The following is a 20548-nucleotide window of genomic DNA, read 5'->3' on the forward strand; positions in this document are numbered from 1 at the left end:
CGTAATGTCGTATCAGAGTTCATTTATAAATGGATCATTTTCTAAGCCTACCCAAAGAAAATTAACAGTAAGCAATAAGTTTTCTAACGAAACCATTGGAGAGTTGTCTTTTTGTGATGATGAAGACCTCGAGAAGGCCATCAGTACTTCGGTTAATGCATTTGAAAGTTATAGAAATACAAGTGCACAATTTAAGTATGAGTGTTTAAAGAAGCTATTAGGTTCTCTAGTGGCAAACAAGGATAAACTAGCTCAACTTATTTGCGAAGAAGCTGGAAAGCCTATTTCATATGCATTAAGCGAAGTCGATAGAAGTATAAGTACAGTCGAGTTTGCTGTTGAAGAGTCGAGACGGATTCGTGGTGATATTATTCCCATGAACTTTTTAAATGCTGTCGGTAGAAGTTCATTCACTAAGAAAGTTCCCCTAGGGCCTGTTCTTGCAATTTCTCCTTTTAATTTTCCTCTAAACCTTGCTCTTCATAAAATTGCACCTGCTCTTGCATGTGGTTGTTCAGTTGTTTTAAAACCATCTCTATCTACACCTTTAATAGGCATAAAATTAGCTGAACTCATTGCATCTGCAGGATTTCCTAAAGGGCTTGTCAATGTTGTTATTTGTGAGGATGAGTTAAGTGAGAGATTAGTTAGGGATGAAAGATTTAAGTTACTATCTTTTACCGGTAGTCCAAAAGTCGGATGGTATTTGAAGTCTATTGCAGGAAAGAAGAAGGTTACTTTAGAGCTCGGTGGAAATGCTGCTGTTATTGTTGATGAAACAAAAGATCTTCCTAGCGTTGCTAAGAAAGTTGCAATAGGCTGTAATTTATATGCGGGACAGATATGTATTTCGACTCAAAGAGTTCTTGTAAATGAAAATATATATGATGATTTTAAGGAACTTCTAGTTCAAGAAATTAAAAAATTACCTATTGGAGATCCGAATAATGCTCAAACAATTATAGGACCCCTTATAAGTGCTGATCAAGTTAATAGAGTTCAAAATCTAGTTGATAGTGCGATTAGGGAAGGGGCAAACGATTTAATAGGTTTCGAGCTTTCGCGTAAAGAAGAAAATATACTCGGCCCTTACTTATTGGAAAATGTCTGTACAACAGATGACTTATGGAGTGAAGAAGCTTTTGCACCCGTGGCAGTAATGAGATCGTTTAAAACTTTTGATGAAGCTATCGCAATGGTTAACGACTCAAAGTATGGTCTGCAAGTAGGTATTTTCACCGACTCGATTTCAAAAGTTAAAAAGTCACTCGATTTTATCGATGTCGCGGGCATTATTATTAATGATATTGCTGGCTTTAGAATTGATCATATGCCTTATGGCGGCATTAAGGATTCTGGCCTTGGACGAGAAGGTATCGTTTATGCTATAGATGATATGACTTTTGAAAAGCTGGTGGTGTTTTAATGCGTTTGTTTCATGTTCTATTATTTTTTATTTCAATCTCAATTTCAGCTAATGAGTGGAAGTTTCTTCAAACATATGAAGGAGTAGATTTATATGAGCTTCAAAACTCTTCCGAATATGCGACACCTTTTAAAGCAATTGGAACAATTCCTGTTGATATAAGTAGTGTTATCAAATCCCTCTTAGACATAGACAAGAAGCATGAATGGGCCCCAAAACTAAAGTCGGTGGAGCTACATAAAGACTTGGGAAAGAATACTTTTATCTTCAGTGAATATTACAGAACTCCATGGCCTTATTATGATAGACAATTTCTATTAATGGGAGAGTTAAAAAAAGAAGGGCGTACAGTCACTTTTAAGGCAAAAAACTATAAAGACGAAAAGCTTATTCATGATGACCATGTTCTTGCTAGTGTTGAGATTTTAGATTTTGTGCTAGAGGAAGTGAGTGGAGGAACAAAAATAACTTTCACTTTTAATGGCGATATGGGTGGTTGGATACCATCTTTTGTTTCTAATATTATTAGAAAGAAATGGCCTCTCAGGTTTATTCAGGCGCTAGAGAGGCTCTCTAAGAGTGGAAAAATTAGAACTACTGACTACTATATCAACTATATGAAGTCTATCGAGAACTAGTTCTATCCCAATCTGTTAAGTTGTACTTATCAAGAATTGATTTTAGCTCTCCAGATTTTCTCATTTTCTTTATATGAAGGTGAAGTTGCTTATCTAATATTACTTTAATCTTTGAGTTATTCTTAGTGACAATTAAAATAGGGTTGTGTCCCGTAAGTGAAGTCGGGCTGATAGATAATGCTGAAGTATGCTTCGATTTAAGAAAATTATATTTCATTACGTTATAATCATCTAACGCAATATCTCCTCGCTTGATTGCAATTAAATCGATTAAGCGCTTATGAATATTGGAGCCCGTAACTTCATTTATTAAGTCTTCGCTACCTTGCCCCTGGTTGATTCTACTCATTTCTTTTACAATATTATCCGTGGCGCGAGATCCTTTTGGAAGCAAGATTTTCTTTCCTTTGAGATCTAGGTTTTCTAAAACAACTATATTATCTTCATTTCTTGAAATAACGCCAGTTGATCTAAATCCTAGAGGCGTTTTAATTGTCGTTAAATTTACTTCATCTCTTAGATCTAGAGCGGTAAGTATTCCAAAGTCAACTTTCTCTTTGTCAATACTATCTGAAATTCTCGCGTATGGAGTAGAAATAGTTTTTAAAGTATCTTTGTTACTTTTAAAGTAGCTTTCAAGTATTTCAACGATATAGCCTTTAAACTCACTGTCTATACAGTAATAAGGACAAGATGGTGTTATAGATACTTTATATGTAGCTGAGAGAACCAGAGGGCTAAATAAGAGATAGATTAATAAAAATCTAATCATTAATTGACCTCTTCAAGTCATTATTCCACTTGCTATTTGTCATCCAAGGTTTAGTAAATGAACTTGGAATCTTGCCATTCCAACCAGGGTACTTACTTAAAGTCTCTTTGGTTATTGGGAAAGTTGGTATTAAAATTTTCTTAGAGACTTCTAGGCCTCTTAAAACTTTATAACCCGTTTTCATACTTTCTCTTCCAATTGAAGCACAAAATTGAGCACTATCAATTACTGTTAACTTTCCATTCTTAATATTTTGTACTGATTTAGGGTCTCCATCAATCGTCGCAATTTTAATCTCTGTTCTTTTATTCTTATAAAGGTGATCGACAATAGACAGACCGCCACCATCATTAACTGTGAATATAACATCTATGCTATTTTTTGACGGAAAGTCTGAGAGAATATCTTTAGCTGCTTGAAGACCAGATACTGGCTCAACAGCATTATAAGTTCCTATGATTTTAAATTTTTGCTTCAGGTTTTTTAGTGTATCTATAAAGCCATCAACTCTTTCAATAGTACTAGAGACTTTAGGGTATTCCACAATGATCAATTTTATCTCATAATCATCTTTGTAGAGTTGAGCAATATATTCTCCACCTAATGAGCCGGCCTGGTAGTTATTTGAAGTTAGAAAGCTGGCCAGCTTTCCATCTAGTATGTACTGGTCATAGGCAATAACAGGAATTTTAAGTTTATTTGCCGCTAATAGAGGAGGTGTTAATGCCGCATTATCAGTTGGTTGGATAATAATAAGATCTACTGGTTTCTTCCTTTTAAGAACTTCGTAAAACTGTTTTATTTGATTTCTCACTCCATTAGTTCCATCACCAGCAACATAAGATATAAGATTAATACGATCAATACCTGCCGAATTAATGGCCTTGGCCTGTTCTTCAAGCCCAGACCTCATAGCGACTTGTCCTTCAATCTTTGAAGACCAATATAAGACTGCAACATCGTAGTCTTTTGCAAATGTTGCTATGCAGAATAATGTGCAGATAATTATTTTAAAGTTCATAGAGGATCTCGATTACTATAGTACATTTGTTCTATTAATTTACTCAATAAAGTATCAAAATTCCATGTAAATATTATGAATAAAGATCGAAGTTACTGTTATCTTAAGTTTCTCTTATTTCATGATATGTGTCATTTTTTCAAACCTTTGCCAAAGTATTAATAATTTTGATGTAATAAATTAAGGAGTTTATTCATGTCTAGATTAGTTCTTTTGGTAAGTAGTATTCTATCGTTTTCAATTCTTGGGAGCACAGCTTCTTGGGATAGTGCAGATTGGTCTCGAACAGCAACATTAGCTAAGGGTGAGAATCGCGAAAATATCTATAATTTAGAGCAAAGTAAATTAGAGAAACTATCTCATAAAGGTTATCTCCATGCTCTACAGTATCCTGTTACAGTGACTGGACTTCTCGTTCCTTATGATCCTTTAAAGAACTTTTTGGAAGCTGACGAAGTCAACCCTCTAAGAAGACTTGTCACTAAACTAGCGAAGAAGAAAGTTGGTTTCAATGATATGGATGAAATGTACAGCTGGCTTGGAGCTAACTCTTATAATGATGAAGATGCTACTGGGATTTATCGTATTCCGTATCCTAATGGAGAGAAACCAGACTTTCCAATGGGGGTGACTTTGATGGAAACAGCGAGGGGAACAGGCATGACTTTTAGCTGTGCTACCTGTCACTCTGCAAATTTATTTGGAACCACTGTCATGGGACTTACTAATAAGAGGGTTCGCGCAAATGAATTCTTTCATATGGCGAAAAAAACTGTACCTCTAATTCCTAGTCGCTTATTTAAAGTTTCAACTAGGGCGACTGAAGACGAGCGCTTGATGTTTAAGAGAACTAAGTACAATCTTAACTCTGTTGGAGTCGTTGTTCCACAAGTGGTTGGTCTCGATACTTCGCTACCGCAAGTGGCCCTTAGTTTATCTAGAAGAAATTTAGATGAATACGCTACAAAGAATAAATTCTTAGAAAAATTTCCTCGAAAAAATGAACTTGAACACTTTGTTGCAGACTCTAAACCTGCAGTTTGGTGGAATTTAAAATATAAGACGAGATGGCTTTCTGATGGTTCAATAGTTGAAGGTAATCCTATTTTAACAAATTTCTTATGGAATGAAATAGGTAGAGGAACGGACTTAAAGAAGCTAGAAAAATGGATGCAAGATAATACTGAAACTATTAAAGAGTTAACTGTCGCAGCATTTTCTACGAAAGCGCCAAGATGGACAGATTTCTTTGATGTAGAAACAATCGACCTAGAGGTTGCCAAACGAGGTGAGGTTGTTTTTAAGAAAAGGTGTGCCGAGTGCCACGGGAATTATGAAAAAGCTTGGAACCTTCCAAACGCTCACGAGCTGGATGCCGTCGAATTACTTGAGACGACTTTAGTCGATTATCATAAGAAGACACCTGTTAAAGATGTCGGAACAGATCCTCAGCGATATCAAGGGATGAAATATTTTGCGAAGAGATTAAATGATCTGAAAATTTCTAAGTGGATGAAGACAACAGTTGTTCCACAAAAAGGTTACGTACCACCACCGTTAGTTGGTATTTGGGCAAGGTATCCTTACCTTCATAATAATTCTATTCCAAACCTATGTGCTTTTCTTACTCGTGCCGATAAGAGACCTAAGAAATTTGTGCAAGGACCTGCTGATAATAGGGAAACTGATTTTGATAGCGAGTGTGTAGGTTATCCTGTTGGAGATGCTATTCCTAAAGAGTGGTGGAAAGATAAAGACGCTATTTTTGATACTACTAAACCTGGACTTAGAAATATCGGTCACACAAAGGCCTTTATTGATAAAGATGGTAATGAGCTATTAACTCCAACTCAAAAAAGAGAGCTTATTGTATTTCTAAAGACTCTATAAGGAATAAATGTGCATACTGTGGAGTATTCTCCTATTACTGAAGAGGATTTAGATTTAGTTTTAGCTTTTACTGATAAATGGATTGGAAAGAATTATTATCAAAAAGAAGAGCTGGCCCAAATTATACAGCAAGGACATAAGTGTAATCTTAATGCTTCTGTTAAAGCTTGTGTTGGGGGAGAGTTGGCCGGAATTAGACTAACTCTTGCTCCAGGTAGTTGGATTAAAGAAACGAGTGAAGGGCTGAGCCTTTCTAAATGGAATATCCCAGAAGGTGATGTTGCCTACTTCAAGTCTCTATTTGTAAGTGAGAAATTTCAAAAGTTGGGGATTGGTAAAGAACTCTCAAAACGTTCAATTGATATTCTTAAGAAGATGAATGCCGCAGGAATTCTTTGTCATTCGTGGCTCGAGTCTCCTGGAAATAGCTCGCAAAAGTATCTTCTCAGTATGGGTTTTAAAGAAGTTCGTCAGCATCAAAAATTTTGGTCACAAATTGATTACTTATGTACTAGATGTTCTCCAAAGAAGTGTGCTTGCACAGCCGCAGAAATGTTGAAGCTTCTTTAAATAAATCTAGTATTTCCTGACAATTACTTCTTGTTAAATATCTATATGATAGTCTTCTAGTCTAGGAGAAATATATGAGTGTATCAATTTGGCAAGACCGATCAAATCGTCACAATTTAGCTGAGCAATGTAGTGATATTATTGTTATCGGTGGTGGCATTGCAGGGCTATCATGTGCCTATTGGATCTTGCAAGAAGATAGCGAGCTTAAAGTAACACTAATAGAAAAAGGCGAAGTTGGTGATGGTGCAACAGGAAGAAATGCTGGCTTCATTACTTGTGGATCTGTAGAGCATTTTAATCGTCTTGTTGAAAAACACGGTGAGAGTGAGGCCTTAGAAATTTGGAAGTTTTCAGAAACAAACCTTGAACTTCTAGAAGAACATCTAATTACTGGGAGTGAAAAAGAGCTCCAATTTGAAAAAAAGGGAAGCTTCTCCCTTGCGTCAACTGAAACTGAATTTCAAGAACTTAAGAAGTCTGCATTACTAATGCAAAAGTTAGGTATAGAGGTAGAAGTCATTGAAAAAAGTGATATCGATAGTAGGCTTGGTGCGAGAGGTTTTATCGGTGGAATTAAGTATCTAGGGGATGCTTCTATTCACCCTATGAAGCTTCTTGATAAAATGAAAGAGAAACTACTTTCATTTAAAAATTTTAAATTATTTGAAAACTCAGAAGTATTTAAGATTAATTCAGTTTCACAAGAAAAAGAAGTTTTAACAAAGGGCCATCGATTTAAGGCCCCAATTGTTGTTCTTGCAACAAATGGTTATTCCGCGTTACTTCATGATTATTTTAAAGATAAGATTTATCCAACGAGAGGGCAGATCTTAGCAACTTCATCTGTTGAGAAGTTTATGGAAGGGCCGTGTTATGCAAATTTCGTACTTGATTACTTTCGCCAACTCCCAAGTGGTGAGTTAGTCATTGGAGGTTTTCGACAATTGCAAAAAGATGTTGAAATTGGATATTCGGATGAGACTTCAGATGTAATTCAAAACGCTTTAGAACAATTCATACAAACTCACTTGCCGGCTCTTTCTGAGGCAGATATTACTCACCGTTGGTCTGGTATCATGGGGTTTTCGGTTGATGGTCAACCTATGGTTGGAGCGATTCCTAGTGATCAGCAAATCTACTTTCTGGGAGGATTTACTGCTCATGGCCTAGGGCTGGCTTTTCATGGGGCAAAGTGTTTAGCTGATATTTTGTTTGATAGAGAGATTCCTTCATTTATTTCGGCAAAGAGGTTTTAATGAAAATTAACGGGCTTTTACAAGAACTTTGGGATGATTACACTTCAATGGCACCGTCGGCACTTTTTATACATGAACTGATGCAGCAGCGAGGAGAGAATGTCGTAAATGATCATATTGCTTTAAGAACATTTTCCCATGAGTCTATTGGTATTGATCAGTTTGCAATACACTTTGAAAAGTTCGGCTATAAACGTTGTGGAGATTATGAATTTGAAGCTAAGAAATTAGATGCTATACACCTTGAACACTCCTGTAATTCTAAGCTTCCAAAAATTTTTCTAAGTGAACTTCGTTATAATGAACTTTCAAAAAACTCTATTGAGATAATAGAAAGGTGTATTGAACCTCTTAAGCTGTTATCAATTGATTCGCTTCTAGCAAAGCCCTTAAGACCATCTATTAGTTTTCGTGAGTATAAGCAGCTATATGAGGAATCTGAGTACGCTGCATGGTTATGCGCAATAGGCTTTAGGGCCAATCATTTTACAATAAGTGTGAATCACTTAAAGACCATTGAGTCTTTACTTGATCTAAATGAGATTTTGAAGGAAAATGGTATTTTATTAAATACTTCTGGTGGAGAAGTGAAAGGTAGCAAGAGTGAATTTTTGGAGCAGTCTAGTACTATGGCCGATAAAATGGACGTTGAATTTACAGACTGTACCGAGAAAGTACCTACTTGTTACTATGAGTTTGCTCTTCGTCACCAGCTGCCAACGGGGAAGCTCTATCAAGGGTTCGTCACAAAATCAGCCGATAAGATCTTTGAAAGTACCAACTGATTCCTGGGTATTTACTAGACCTATTGCTCATAGGGGGCTTCATGGAAATGGGGTCTTGGAAAATACAATCGAAGCCTTTGATAAAGCGATCAAAGAGAATCATCCAATAGAGTTAGATATTAGGGTAACTAAGGATGATAAGTTGGTTGTTTTTCACGATAGAACGACCTCCCGAATCTTTACAGAGAATTTAGATGTAGAGAAAAGTCATTTATCTGATTTATTAAAATTAGAGGCTAAAGAGAATAGTGCAAAAATTCCTACTTTAGAAAATATTTTAGAGTATGTTGATGGAAGAGTTCCTCTTCTTATTGAGATTAAAAATGAGAACTTTGATGGTAGGCTTGAGCGTTTATTAGTCGATCAACTGAGAAATTATCATCATGAGTTTTCAATTCAATCTTTTAATCCTTGGAGTCTAAAGGAAATCTCTCGACTAGCTCCTGATTTTTCAATTGGACTTTTATCTGGAACATTTAAGAAGTCAAAAATGAATTTCTTTTCAAAGCTTGCCTTAAGAAATCTTATCTTCATTCCTTATCTAAGACCTGACTTCCTATCTTTGGAGTTTAGTGGCTATAGTGGTATTCAAAGAAGAATTGCTGAGATTTATGGAAGCGAAAGAGTTATCTTTTGGACTATTCGAGATAAGAAACAATTGCCTCTGCTGGGAAAACATAATTATATCTTTGATAACTTTGAGGACAATAAATGAAAAAGTATGCGATTTTAATACTGTCATTATTAGGAGTAGCTGCTGTAGGCTATTACTTACTATCTTTCGATATTAATAGCGAAATTGAAGAATCAAGCTTGCAGGATGCTCCATCAAAAGAGTCTAAGACCATTGCTTATGAGAGTAATAAGAAGGTAAAGCTCAACATTCATACTGACAACAAAAATAATACTGAAGTTGATGTAGAAGAACTCGAGAAGATCAATGAATATCTAGATCAAGTAGAGAAGGATTGGTACAACGAGGTAGAGAACCTTTTTCTGAGTGATGCTAAAAGTGGAGAAAGCTTTTTGCAAGAATATAGAGATTTAAAAAGAGGTTATGAGCAAGAAAGAGAGCGAAGATATGAAGATTTTCATGCGAAAATGAGAAAAGAGCATGGACCTAATTACTCTTATTCGCCTTCGGTCGATGAAGAAATGTTTAATGAAAAACTAGTAAAATCTTATGAACTCCAGTTAAGCAAAGTCATCGGAGAGAAGCTCATGATTGAATATATGAGTTTAAAAGATTCCTTTAATGAAAAGCAAAAGAGTTCTAAGAAATCGCAAGATGATTTCTTTACATCAATTGAGTTCTAATGAAGAAATGGATTACAACTTCCTATATTGAAAACTTCCGCTCCTATGTATTCAATCACTTTATAGCAAAGAGAAGTAACCATGATCTTTCTTTAAGTGGTGAATTTGATGTTCTTGAATGTCCTAATTGGGTTGTCGTAATTGCGCGTGATGAACATAAGAAATTATTATTAGTTAAACAGTATCGTCACGGTATAGATGACTTCACTCTAGAGGGCCCTGCTGGTGTTATAGATCCTGGTGAAGACCCTATCGTAAGTGCCAAAAGAGAGCTACTAGAAGAGACTGGCCATGAATCAAGTGATTGGACATACCTTGGAAAATTAAGTGCGAACCCTGCTTTTCAGACTAATTTCTGCCACTTCTTCTTTGCTGATAATTGTGCTTACAAAATGGAGCAAAGACTAGACCCACTTGAGGAAATTGAAATAATACTAGTAAATCAATCTGAGATTAAAGAAATGATAGCGAATGGTGAAATTCACCACTCGCTCTACTTGGCCGCCCTGGGGCTTTATCAATTACACTTTAACTCTTCTTTGGAGTTTTCTTCGTAACCTTTTTCTTCGTACTTTTCTTGGAAGGTGATTTTAGCGTGAACCAATCTTCACTAGTAATAGGATGAAAGTAGTCAGCTTCATCGACAAGAAGTTTAGAAGTGGTTGATTCAACTGAAGCGATTTCTACTCGAACCCCTTCTGACTTTAAGTGTGAAACGAGTTCAATATAGTCCGAGTCACCAGACATTATAATAATCGTATCAACTTTTTGTGCTAATTGAGTGGCCTTAATAGACAACGGGATATCTGCACTCTTGTGGCAAGGTCTTACTGAGCCGTGAAAGTTGTTGTGTAGTCTTTCGGCGAGCTTTGAGGAGATATTCTTTCCTTCTCTAAAGTAGATAAAGCGATTTAATCCTCTATTATCTAATAGTTTTGGAATTAGAGAATCAAAATTAAGCATTGTTGATTCTTTCTTTGTTTCTGAATGTATTGATCTCTCAATATTATTCCCATCCACCAAAATCGCAACGGATTGGCTGATTAGTACGTCTTTGTTCATTTTACCTCTTGTTCATTCTTGAGAACGGTATTGAATTAAATTATAGAGTAATGCCCCTATATTTAATCTCTTTGCCTTTATATCTTCATTGTATAAAGGATTGAAGTTGAGGTTAAAGTGATACTTCATCACTTGTCCCTCTGTTGGAATTTTCATATTTTTAATCATGTAGAGAAATACGGTCTTAGTAAACATCTTCTTCCATCCGTAAAGCTCGGCAATCTTAACGATTGAACCTTCGTATATTAAAAATGCCTTATCAAGCTCTCGCATGTCAATAACATTATCATTATTTAAGTCAAATCTAACAAATGTCGACTCTATATTGAGTAGAGCACCCACAACAAGTGTGAAATCTCTAATTCCCATTGGAACAGATTCGTCGTCAACATCTCTAGCAAAACCTTCCGTTTTACGGATGAAGTCCGTAGACTCTTCTCTTGGAGATCTTTTAAAGTAGTTATCTAGCTTAGGAAAGTACTTGCCATAGTCTAGATCATTTAACCAAGCATTAAAGAAGTGTGGTCTGTAGCATCTTGGATAGAAAAGTAAGTCTTGATCAGTTCCTTGATTAGGGCAGTGATTCTTTACTTTATGCATGAGTTCATCGGCCAAAGTTACAGCAACTATAATCATGCTAGCGTACTCGGCCCCTTCATCTACATTAATTGCATTATCACCATCTGATGCATTTTGAAATAAATCACCTAAAAGAATAGTATTTTCACCAAAGGTTTCGATACTCTTTGTCCAGAGATTGAACTCTTCTAATACAGGTTTAAAATCAAATAAGAGCATATTGATTCTATCTACATCAACTGCATCCTTACCATTGACTTTTATGCTATATCCTAGCATTGCTTTTTTCAGTGCGAATCTTATAAGGCTTAATTGTGTAAAGCCATACTGATCTCTTTGAATATCTTTACCAAAGAACTGTATGAACTTTGTTGTCTGTTCATCGCTATCATTTTGACGAACAACTTTTTTAGTAAAGTGTCTATGCTTCTTTACCGTATAAAGAAATTCTCTTCTAAGTGAAGACATAGAACCATCTCTAATAAGAGGATAATCACTGGTGCGATAAAGATTCAAGTAACTAATCTTCTTTGGTGAAGATAGTTCTTTTTCAAAAAACTTATAAGTCTTTTCAGTGTAGTGTAGAGACTCTAAAGCTTCGTGAATCCATTCAAAAATAGTGTAGAGGTGTTCCGATTTAAAATTTGCCACTTCTGGAAATTTTGAAGGGTCAATTTTAGGATCTTTGATTTGATGAAGAACTCTTCCTTTGAACTTTAATAGTGTTGGGGCAAACTTCTCGAAGTCTATAGGTGAAGAGTCATCAGAGGTTGATTGGTGAATGAACCAATTCAACGAATTCATTAACTCATAACCAGTAAAGTAGCTGACTTGCGTATCAAGCACTAAGTTTTTCTTAATCTTGGAGTAAGTTTCAAGGTTAAGTGCCGATTGCTTAATAGTATCTACTTCGTTGGTATTATCTGTATGTATGAGCTTAAATACAGAGGAGATATATGAAGGAATTTTCGTAGAAATAGTTTTTACTTCAGAAAATGTGAGTACATCTCTAGAACCACCAAAGAGTAAGGTCTTTAAGGGTTTTAACTTTTCAATATAGTCAACGATATCTGCATCACTACTTTCTTGATCTACTAGTATAGGCCTTAGTCCTTCTAGGATTCTTACATAGTCCAAATTCTCTTTGATATAGTTCACCCTAGGAAGAACTGCTTGAATAGTGATGTTAAAGAGTTCTGCTTTTTCCTCTAGTTCTTCTGTAAATATATCTACCGCACTCGGGTCTTTTTTCGCAATATCAGATTTTTCGTTATAGCTTTGTAGCAGCTCTAGGGCAGACATTGAAATTTCTGTAATATTTAATAGGGCCTTAATTTCACCAACTGTAATCACTTCTGGTGTTGAGATAAAGACTTCCTCTTTTAAAGTCCTCAGTATTGCATCAATATCACTTTCTTCAAGGCTAATTCCTCCGAGCTCTTTTGACGAATCTTCTGAATTTGGAGAAAAGAGCTCTTTTAGAATAATTTTTAGATCATTCATCGTCATAGACTCAAGTGAGTCATCTTCTTCAATAAGAGATGAAAGATTCTCGACTACTTTCTTTAGAAAATGCCATTTCCATGACGAGTCTTTTTGATATGAATCATTCAGATAGCTCAAGTCAAAGTAGCTCGCCGCTAAACCTTTAATTTTGTCCAATGTTTTATGTAGCTCTTTTTCACTTAGCTGTTCTTTGGTTCCACCAGCGATAAGCACCTTAATACCAAAAATTGCATCCAGAAAGTCTATGTCAAAGTTGAAGCTGTCGACTTCACGACTTAAGGTCTTTGCAAAGTTGAGAATATTAATTCTCTTTGGTAGATGTTCCTCTTTAGAAAGAATATTTTTAATTCTATCGACTCTAATATCAATTTCATTCAAGTACTTCTTTTTAACAATCACTTTTTCTTCAAGTGTGAGAAGTTCAATTTCTTTTGTTAGGGTCTTGTGGTCTTCATAGAACTTCATTCCCTCTAAAGAAATATTCAAGTAGGTGAGAAGATGATTAAATTCGATAAAGTTAAAGCTCGTTTCAGCTCCTCCAATTAGGTCTTTCTTTACACTTTTAAAAACTTTTTCGTAATCTCTTAGATTAAAGTCTGAATCATTACCTGAAACTCTATCGAATATAACGAAGAGGTCCTCTATTTTGAAAATGATGTCACTATCAGGAGCAGGATGAATGATATTTTCGAATCTCTTTAAAATATTTTGCTGAAATCCAATATATGTCTTTTGGTTTTTAAAATGTTCTTTGCGTATAAAAGTTAAGTCTGTTGCCATAACCACCAGTTTAGGTAGTTTTACGATTGCATACTCTATCTCTTTAGAAGTTAAAATATTCTTATCTCCACCAAGAAATATCTTTTTTATAAAGAGAATGGCTTCAGCAAGTTTATCATCAATAGGGTTCTTCCCTAGGTCTATTCGATCATTGAGACCTAATAAGAACTCCTTGAGGTCTACGGATTTAATTTCATTACCTGGGCGATTTATTATCTCTAAAGACGAGTCAGTAAAGTCCTGTAATGCTTTCATTAGGGCCTTTCTCTTTTCAAATGCTTGCTTACCATCTTTTTCATCTTGCATTTCCTTTAATGCTTTAGTGACGATGATGGCCTGCTTATTCACAGTTAAAAGAAGTCTAAAAAGAGGGGAAATATTATCTCTACTTATTGTTGTTGCTTCATCTTTAAGCAGTAACATATTTAGTTCGAAGATTAATTTTAGACCTTGAATGATGGTATCTGAATTATTCTTAAAGAATCGTCTTACGAAATTCGAAAGTTCACTCTCTGATATTGTATCTCTGTCACCACTTCTAACATAGCGACTAAATTGGTTAAAATTCTCTTCAAGACATTTAATTTGATTTTCAATATTGAGATCAAAGATATTACCAAATTGATCAGGGTCTAACTTACAACTAGAACTTAGCTCATTAGAAACAAAGATATCCTGGTCTTTCACCGGGGCGTCGTTAATAAATCCACAAGAACTTACTAAACAAAAGATCAATGTAATAAAGGCAACTTTTAAATTCTTCATTTAACTCTTTGTTTATTTTTTATTGAATTTATCTGATTTGGGCCTTAATTTGAAGAAAAGTATGACGAACCTGTGTTTATTACACAGTGTGTTAAAACTTCTGGTTTGAGCGAGCAATACAAGTCATAATAAGAGAAAAGGAGCATTTTTCTTGCTAAGTTTACGCAATATCAGATATTTAGCCTTGCTGATTGTCAGCATTCCCTGCGCTCACGCAGGTCTTGAAGGTAGTTTCTCGTTTGAAACCTTTCAAAGGTTGAATAATCCTAGCGAAAAGACTGAAGCCGTTAATTGGTCTGGTCTATCTCTTGGTTATAAAGACACAACTAGAGATTCAGAAGTTCAAGCAGAAGGGAGTTTTAGGTACTATTTCAGTGGCCCTAAGTCATTAAATTACTCTGTACCAAGCTTATACTATAGTGCCTTTACGGAAGACTCGACTTGGACCTTTGGTCGTAAAGTCGTAAATTGGTCGCCAAATGAAAAGTACTGGCTCTTAGGTAATTTAAACCCAAGACAGGGTTATACTTTGCTTTCTTCTAAGCAAGAAGGTCTTACAGGTTTACATTACACTAAAGAGATGTCTAAAGAAGCATCTCTGGATATTTTCTTTTCTTATTTTTATATTCCTACCATGAACCCTAGTGTTGATATTCAAGATGGTGAGGTTGTAAGTACTTCGGAGTGGATGAGAATGCCTCCAAAGAAGACGATTATTTTGGATCAGGTCGTTCCAATTTACTATGATATGAATCGACCAACTAATAGTGATATAATTTTTCAAAAAAGTATGGGGATAAGTTCTAAGTACAAGTGGACTGGAGGAAATGTTTCGGCCTATGCGATCTATAAGCCTGAAAGTAGTCTCCGCTCTAATGCAGAGGCGTCTCTATCTAGTGACGGTTCACAGGTTCTGGTAACGGCAAATCCTATTGTAAACCACCACCTTATATATGGTATGCAAACTTCTCAAAAGTTTGGTGATGTTCTAGGTGTAATATCTTTTGATGTAACGGACCCTAATGCAAAATTAGGAGATGACTTCGAGGTTTTAAATCCACTGCAATTAAAAGATAATGATCGGGTCTTCGAAAGTGAGTACTTTTCCATAGAACCAAGTTACGACAAAGAAAGTTATCTAACTTTTTCAGCTCAGGTTGATAGGCCTTTCTACTCACTTTCAATGAATTATATAAAACTTATGAGTGAAAATTCTCGTGGAAGTGATGATTTCTTCTCTGAGACAGTAAAGTGGAAAAGTACAATTGGAACGATGGCAAAAGTTATGTGGACTGATCAGTTCTTTACTTTGCTTGATTATAGACTGGACTTTGAGCGTAAGGATCAGATTATTAGAATGGAAGGAGACTATATTTTTAACAGAAGCCTAGGTGTTAGGTTAGGAGTAGAACTTATAAAGTCTCCGGAGATAAACTCATATTGGAGTGCCTATAGAGCTAATGATACCGTTTATACTTCTTTAAACTATCTCTTCTGATTCCAATTTCTTTTTTCTAAACTCGTCCAATTTTTAAAATTATCTCTAACCTTAGATTCTATCTCATCGAGAGACTGCTTTAGCTCCATCTGATAACTCTCAAAGGATCGATCAGTCGTAATTGCTATCGGGCTTCCATAACAGACAATAATTCTAGTAAAGAGTTTAGGTAATCTAAACTTATCCCAACTATTAAAAGACCAGAACTTCTCAGCAATTGGTAAGTAAGGAATAATAGTTGTTTCAGACTTTATGGCCATATCTACTATGCCTGGTTTAACTTCTTTCGCTGGTCCTTTTGGACCATCAATTGTCACTGCTCCAGGGTGAGCTTGGCAGAGCTTTTCAATCATTTCTTCTTTAGCGGCCTTGCCACCTTTATCTACACCGGCCTTATTTCTAGAGCTTCCTCGAACCACAATTGTTCCTATTTTTTTGCAAGTGTAGGCCACTGGGTCTGCATCCTTAGATCTAGAGACAATGACGATATGTGGATTTCCTCTTTGGGCAAGTATTCCATGTAGCAGGTTTTGATGCCAAATTCCAAGTAGGTAATTGCCATGTTTGCTAAGTTTTTGGGCCTGTGTGATATTTTCAAGTCCCATAAATCTGTATCTGTATGTTGAATTGAGAAGTCTAGCTATAAAGTAGATAATATTGGCAATGAACATAAAAAAAGCTCCTATATAGACAAAGACTATAGAGGAGCACTAATCGCTTTACAAGTAGAGACTATCTATTTGTTGATTGAAATAGAACATCTAGACCAACTTTTTTGATCTTAGATTTCTTAATAATTGATTTTTCCTCATTCTTAGAAAGAGGTTTTGGTTTCGGCGCATGAGCTGCTTTAGACATGTCCATTCCTTCTCTTTCAAGAGCAATACTTACTTTAACCGTTCTACCGTCGATGACTTTTCCATTTAATGCTGCTACAGCATCAAGGGCGGCCTTTTTGGTCTGCATCTCAACAAATGCAATACCTTTACTCTTTTCAGTTTTTTCGTCTAAAATTAAGTTAACTTTTTCAACGTAACCAAATGGCTTGAATAACTTCATTACGCCAAAATCATCTTTTTTATAGTTTAAATTCCCGATGTAAACGACAGGATTCTTCTGCGCGTTTGGATCAAATTTTACAGGTTTCTTTGGGGAGCTAGCTTTAGTAAAGCTATTAGGTCTTTTTGCATTAGTTGTTTTGCCAACTCTTGCTGTGTTTTTCGAGCTACTTCTTTTGAAGTCTCTTTTTTCCGTTTTCATAATGCGTCCTTATAATAGGTTTTTGCGCAATGTAGCACTAATCATTGTAGAAAACTACATAAGAAGTAGAAAATTCAATGTACTTTCTGGCCAGTACTTACTAGCTCATGTAAAAGTATTGTTATTATATTTATATTTGGAGAGAGAATGTTCAAACAATTACTACTAGTTAGTGCTATTTTACTAACTTCACTGAACTCATTTGCAAACTCTGCTGAAAATGCACAGATTACTGATGTGAGTACGTATGAACCTCATTGGACTAAGTTACCAATATTTGGAAAAGAAGCTCATGATCTGGGTTACGAATTGCCAATCCCTGTAGGTCTCTCACTTGTCTATAACTACCAGTCCATCGACTATAAGGCAGATGAAGATCTTCTTGTACAACTCTCTGGAGGAGTCTTAGGAGCACTATTTAAAAGTAAACTTCTTATCCCTAAAGATGATGTTAAAATTACAGGTCATGATTCAAGCGTTCAGCTCAGAGCAGATGCATGGGTCTTTCCTTTTCTAAACCTCTTCGTTGTTGGTGGATATACTGAAGGAAAGAAAAATATTTTAGCAAAAATGGATTCTCTTTCTAATGGTGGGTGGATAGGTGACGCTATATTTGTCGGAAAGACTTTACCGATTCCTATCGAGTACACCGCTGTTAATTTTGGTGGTGGGATGATTCTTGCTGGACAATATGAACTTTTCAAATGGACAAATCCAATTGTCTTCACTTTGATGGGGATGGGGACTAATGCATGGACTGATACATTAGATTCCACTATTCAAATGGGTGTTGCACAATTAAAGCTTGGTCAACGATATAAAGTTCCAGGAGGAATGTTAACTTATCTGATAGGTTATAATTATCAATATCTAAATCAAGATGTAACTGGAAGCTATAATTTTTCTGGAACAGACCTTGAAGTTCTTATGAGAGATGTGGACTTTGATGTAAAAATTCAAAGTAAAGAAACTCATAACCTAGCAGTAAGTTTTAACTATGACTTTGGACATAAGCAGCGTTGGAGTATCTTCACTGAGTATGGATTCCTAAATTGGGATCAAGTCGTTTTCCAACTAGGTAGACGCTTCTAAATTACTTTTGGCACTTAGGGCAGTAGTAAGTACCTCTTTGTGCCAAGAATATCTTTTTAACAGGTGTTTCACCACATAATTGACAGATCTTTTGATAGAAAACAACAAGGTGTCCTACGCCACCTCCAGCACTTCCTGTCGTATCAGCATAACCACCTTGAAATGTCGTACCACCAGTCTGAGTTGCCCCATCCAAAACAACCTTGCAAGCACTGTGCATTTTTTTTATCTCAGTAAGAGTCAAAGATTTATTTCTTCTCGTCGGGCGAACAAATGCTCGTGCACAAATTTCGTTCACTATATAGTTACCTGTTCCCGCATAGAGAGACTGGTCCAGTAGGTGCACTTTTATTTGCCTATTAGGATACTTCTTTATGGTTTCAGTTAAATACTCAATGCTAAACTCTTTAGATCTCAAGTCATGTCCAAGTTCAGCGAGCTTATCTTGAGTTTCACTCTCACTTAATTGATACATATGACCAAATCTTCTAGGGTCGATATAGCTTAAATAACCTTTAGAGTGCTTGATACATAGGTGATTATGTTTAAGGCCTATTTTATCGCTAGGCCTTTCTTTGCCAATTCTCCAACCTCCAGTCATTCCCAAGTGACTTAGTAAGAATTCATTCTTATCAAGTTCAAAGTAGAGCAACTTTCCTTTTCTATGCACTTTAATAATTTTACGATTTGATAAATCAATTGGTGTATGTGCAATTGATGAAATCACAGATGACTGCGTACAACTAATAACTTTTAGTGGGAGGATTTCGTTTATTTGGTTTTTTATTGTTTCTACTTCTGGTAGTTCTGGGATAGCGTAACTCCTAGATATTATTAATGTTTCTTGTGTCTTTGTCAGAGTGCGAATAAATCTGAATTTGACATGTTAAACTGTTAAAATTTATAGATTTATTCTTCTCTCCACGATTTCTCTAGATTATGTACGATTGTATCAATTTTAATCAAGTATATAAATATTTCTATCGCCATATGTAAATATTATTAAATAAATTATAGTGGGGGAATGAAAGCTATAAATTTAAAACTATTAATTGTTCTATCTTTATTAATCAATTTTCAAGCATATTCTTCTGGGGAATGTTTGTCATCATATTATGACGTAAATCGTTTTAACGAAATATCTACAGCTGTCTTAGATAGAATAGATAAAGTTTATAGCGATATGGATTATCTGATGGAAAATCATTTTAATTCAGACATTCTAAAGTCACAGAGTAGTTATGAGAAAATTCAATTTTTAATATCTACTTTAGACTATAATATAGATGGTGAATTGGAGAGGTCTGGAGATATCTTAGCTGATATTCATTATACTGTAGAAAATAATTCCTGTGATAAATCTAAGTTCAAACTACATCAACTTAGTCAAATGATCGCGCTAAAAAATTATTATTCAGATTTAAATTATTTTGCTGAAATTGAAGAAGAATTTAAATTAAGTGCAGACAGTTTTATAATGTTTCTAATTTTTAAATATTTTGCTTTAGATGATTTAAAAGGTAGTGAGTTAGCTTCTCAACTGTATTGGAAGATTAGATATCCTTTTTCAAAACTTGACTTTTCTGAAGTCGAATGGATTATTTTTAATCAAGGATTTAATGAGAAATTTGATACGGTTGAAGACTTTATCTTGCTAAATAGCCATTTAAAGAGTCCTGAGGTTGTATTAGAATACGTTTCAAGTATGCATTCGTGCAATGTATCTTCTGAGATTTGTTTTCGTTTTAAAGAGTACTTTGTAAATAAGTTCAATAATATTGATGAAATAAGTAAGTATAATTTTTCTACTAATGATAGGAAGTTTATTTATCTTTACTTAGTTAACCCTAAAAAAACAATTGCTTTACTCGAAAAAGCTGGCGTTGCTTCAGAAACATTAAAACTTTTCAAGAAGTACGTTAAGTTAGCTGGAAGTGAAATATGGTCAGTTGGGTCAAGTAATAAGAATGGACAAGGAGGAACTTCTTTTCATTTTAAGTTAAAAGGTAACAAAGAAAAGAGCTTTTCGGTCAATGTTAACTCAAGATATTTTTCTTTAAATGCTGTTAATGTAGATACGTCAAAAAATGATGACCTAGATATTGTTGTGAAAGTGGGTGATAGAATTTTAGACTATAGACCAGGTGTTTTTTTGAATAAATATAATATTTGTAATGATATTTCAGATTGTCGTGTAACTATGACAATCAAAAATAGAAAAAGTAAGTCTGTAAAAGTTTGGGTGGATCAGTTTTATGGTTCAGAAATATAATGGTCAAACCTGATTCTGAATTATTTATACTCCTAAATTATATAGGATAAGTTATT

At 35.1% G+C, this 20548-nt stretch carries 19 protein-coding genes; 12 read left to right on the forward strand and 7 right to left on the reverse strand.

Translation table 11 applies throughout. The features are described from left to right. Positions 1-4 precede the first annotated feature (4 nt). Together DPQ89_RS11635 and DPQ89_RS11640 are read left to right on the forward strand one after the other, a co-directional pair. The gene (locus tag DPQ89_RS11635; RefSeq protein WP_127717115.1) at positions 5-1426 is read left to right on the forward strand and encodes an aldehyde dehydrogenase family protein; all 1422 of its coding nucleotides are present in this window, start codon (positions 5-7) and stop codon (positions 1424-1426) included. Continuing rightward, the gene (locus DPQ89_RS11640) at positions 1426-2064 is read left to right on the forward strand and encodes a hypothetical protein (RefSeq protein WP_127717116.1); all 639 of its coding nucleotides are present in this window, start codon (positions 1426-1428) and stop codon (positions 2062-2064) included. The genes DPQ89_RS11635 and DPQ89_RS11640 overlap by 1 nt, the downstream gene beginning before the upstream one ends. Here the strand turns inward: DPQ89_RS11640 and DPQ89_RS11645 are convergent. Both DPQ89_RS11645 and DPQ89_RS11650 read right to left on the reverse strand, forming a co-directional pair. Beyond that, positions 2051-2836: an ABC transporter substrate-binding protein gene (locus DPQ89_RS11645; RefSeq protein ID WP_127717117.1), complete on the reverse strand. Its 786-nt coding sequence runs from the start codon at positions 2834-2836 to the stop codon at positions 2051-2053. The two genes, DPQ89_RS11640 and DPQ89_RS11645, sit on opposite strands and share 14 nt — an antisense overlap. Continuing rightward, positions 2829-3857: a substrate-binding domain-containing protein gene (locus DPQ89_RS11650; RefSeq protein ID WP_127717118.1), complete on the reverse strand. Its 1029-nt coding sequence runs from the start codon at positions 3855-3857 to the stop codon at positions 2829-2831. The genes DPQ89_RS11645 and DPQ89_RS11650 overlap by 8 nt, the downstream gene beginning before the upstream one ends. A gap of 195 nt (positions 3858-4052) precedes the next feature. On the opposite strand from DPQ89_RS11650, the gene DPQ89_RS11655 reads away from it, so the two are divergent. The 7 genes from DPQ89_RS11655 (at position 4053) to DPQ89_RS11685 (ending at position 10235) form a co-directional block, all read left to right on the forward strand. Continuing rightward, entirely contained in the window at positions 4053-5747 is a 1695-nt protein-coding gene (locus tag DPQ89_RS11655) for a hypothetical protein (protein WP_127717119.1), read from the forward strand. A 9-nt stretch (positions 5748-5756) separates the two neighbouring features. Continuing rightward, positions 5757-6317 carry a GNAT family N-acetyltransferase gene (locus tag DPQ89_RS11660; protein ID WP_164848372.1) on the forward strand — a complete coding sequence of 187 codons (561 nt, stop codon included), beginning with the start codon at positions 5757-5759 and terminating at the stop codon, positions 6315-6317. 74 nt (positions 6318-6391) lie between these two features. Then, positions 6392-7576, forward strand: a complete 1185-nt coding sequence (locus DPQ89_RS11665) for an FAD-binding oxidoreductase (RefSeq protein WP_127717121.1) — start codon at positions 6392-6394, stop codon at positions 7574-7576. After that, entirely contained in the window at positions 7576-8361 is a 786-nt protein-coding gene (locus DPQ89_RS11670) for a DUF1338 domain-containing protein (RefSeq protein WP_127717122.1), read from the forward strand. Before DPQ89_RS11665 ends, DPQ89_RS11670 begins: the two co-directional genes overlap by 1 nt. Further along, entirely contained in the window at positions 8345-9076 is a 732-nt protein-coding gene (locus DPQ89_RS11675) for a glycerophosphodiester phosphodiesterase family protein (RefSeq protein ID WP_164848373.1), read from the forward strand. The genes DPQ89_RS11670 and DPQ89_RS11675 overlap by 17 nt, the downstream gene beginning before the upstream one ends. Next, positions 9073-9678, forward strand: coding sequence for a hypothetical protein (locus DPQ89_RS11680; RefSeq protein WP_127717124.1), 606 nt, complete (start codon positions 9073-9075; stop codon positions 9676-9678). The genes DPQ89_RS11675 and DPQ89_RS11680 overlap by 4 nt, the downstream gene beginning before the upstream one ends. Next, positions 9678-10235, forward strand: coding sequence for an NUDIX hydrolase (locus DPQ89_RS11685; protein ID WP_127717125.1), 558 nt, complete (start codon positions 9678-9680; stop codon positions 10233-10235). The genes DPQ89_RS11680 and DPQ89_RS11685 overlap by 1 nt, the downstream gene beginning before the upstream one ends. Here DPQ89_RS11685 and DPQ89_RS11690 read toward each other — a convergent pair. Both DPQ89_RS11690 and DPQ89_RS11695 read right to left on the reverse strand, forming a co-directional pair. Beyond that, positions 10207-10740, reverse strand: coding sequence for an NYN domain-containing protein (locus DPQ89_RS11690; protein WP_127717126.1), 534 nt, complete (start codon positions 10738-10740; stop codon positions 10207-10209). The two genes, DPQ89_RS11685 and DPQ89_RS11690, sit on opposite strands and share 29 nt — an antisense overlap. Before the next feature lie 12 nt (positions 10741-10752). Then, the gene (locus DPQ89_RS11695) at positions 10753-14370 is read right to left on the reverse strand and encodes a hypothetical protein (protein ID WP_127717127.1); all 3618 of its coding nucleotides are present in this window, start codon (positions 14368-14370) and stop codon (positions 10753-10755) included. Positions 14371-14521: 151 nt separating this feature from the next. On the opposite strand from DPQ89_RS11695, the gene DPQ89_RS11700 reads away from it, so the two are divergent. Next, the gene (locus DPQ89_RS11700; protein WP_127717128.1) at positions 14522-15868 is read left to right on the forward strand and encodes a hypothetical protein; all 1347 of its coding nucleotides are present in this window, start codon (positions 14522-14524) and stop codon (positions 15866-15868) included. Here DPQ89_RS11700 and DPQ89_RS11705 read toward each other — a convergent pair. Further along, positions 15856-16539, reverse strand: a complete 684-nt coding sequence (locus DPQ89_RS11705) for a lysophospholipid acyltransferase family protein (RefSeq protein ID WP_127717129.1) — start codon at positions 16537-16539, stop codon at positions 15856-15858. The genes DPQ89_RS11700 and DPQ89_RS11705 overlap by 13 nt on opposite strands. Before the next feature lie 61 nt (positions 16540-16600). Next, positions 16601-17128: an RNA-binding protein gene (locus DPQ89_RS11710; protein ID WP_127717130.1), complete on the reverse strand. Its 528-nt coding sequence runs from the start codon at positions 17126-17128 to the stop codon at positions 16601-16603. A 147-nt stretch (positions 17129-17275) separates the two neighbouring features. Between DPQ89_RS11710 and DPQ89_RS11715 the strand changes: the two genes are divergently transcribed. Further along, positions 17276-18220 carry a hypothetical protein gene (locus DPQ89_RS11715; protein ID WP_127717131.1) on the forward strand — a complete coding sequence of 315 codons (945 nt, stop codon included), beginning with the start codon at positions 17276-17278 and terminating at the stop codon, positions 18218-18220. A 1-nt stretch (position 18221) separates the two neighbouring features. Here the strand turns inward: DPQ89_RS11715 and DPQ89_RS11720 are convergent, their stop codons facing one another. Beyond that, complete coding sequence (locus tag DPQ89_RS11720; RefSeq protein WP_370350945.1) at positions 18222-19088, reverse strand: Fpg/Nei family DNA glycosylase; 867 nt, start codon at positions 19086-19088, stop codon at positions 18222-18224. A gap of 156 nt (positions 19089-19244) precedes the next feature. Here DPQ89_RS11720 and DPQ89_RS11725 point away from each other — a divergent pair, with 156 nt between their 5' ends. Continuing rightward, on the forward strand, positions 19245-20492 hold the full coding sequence (locus tag DPQ89_RS11725; RefSeq protein WP_127717133.1) for a hypothetical protein: 1248 nt from the start codon (positions 19245-19247) through the stop codon (positions 20490-20492). Positions 20493-20548 lie beyond the last annotated feature (56 nt).

Source organism: Halobacteriovorax sp. HLS (assembly GCF_004006665.1).
In the GTDB taxonomy this organism is placed as follows: Bacteria; Bdellovibrionota; Bacteriovoracia; order Bacteriovoracales; family Bacteriovoracaceae; genus Halobacteriovorax.